The sequence below is a fragment of the Thalassotalea mangrovi genome (assembly GCF_005116735.1).
GTDB classification, from domain to species: Bacteria; Pseudomonadota; Gammaproteobacteria; order Enterobacterales; family Alteromonadaceae; genus Thalassotalea_A; species Thalassotalea_A mangrovi.
Window position 1 is genome coordinate 1 of record NZ_SWDB01000025.1, and the last position, 322, is coordinate 322.

2 tRNA genes are annotated in these 322 nt (G+C 51.2%); both read right to left on the minus strand.

Annotation, left to right across the window (positions count from 1 at the left end):
• Positions 1 to 47: 47 nt before the first annotated feature.
• A tRNA-Leu gene (locus E8M12_RS10615) sits at positions 48 to 134 on the minus strand.
• Positions 135 to 138: 4 nt separating this feature from the next.
• A tRNA-Cys gene (locus E8M12_RS10620) sits at positions 139 to 212 on the minus strand.
• Positions 213 to 322: the final 110 nt, after the last annotated feature.

Consider the following 322-nt stretch of genomic DNA (forward strand, 5'->3'; position numbering starts at 1 on the left):
TCTTTAAGTTTACATGTATTTCTATGACATCCCAAGTTGCGATGAAATGGTACCCGGGGCCGGACTTGAACCGGCACGTCCGTTAAGACGAGGGATTTTAAATCCCTTGTGTCTACCAATTCCACCACCCGGGCAGAATGGAGGCGGGTCCCGGAGTCGAACCGAGGTCCACGGATTTGCAATCCGCTGCATAGCCACTCTGCCAACCCGCCAAATTCATCAACAAGCTGGTGATGTTCCCTGAAAAAATTGGAGCGGCTAACGAGACTCGAACTCGTGACATTCACGTTGGCAACGTGATGCTCTACCAACTGAGCTACAG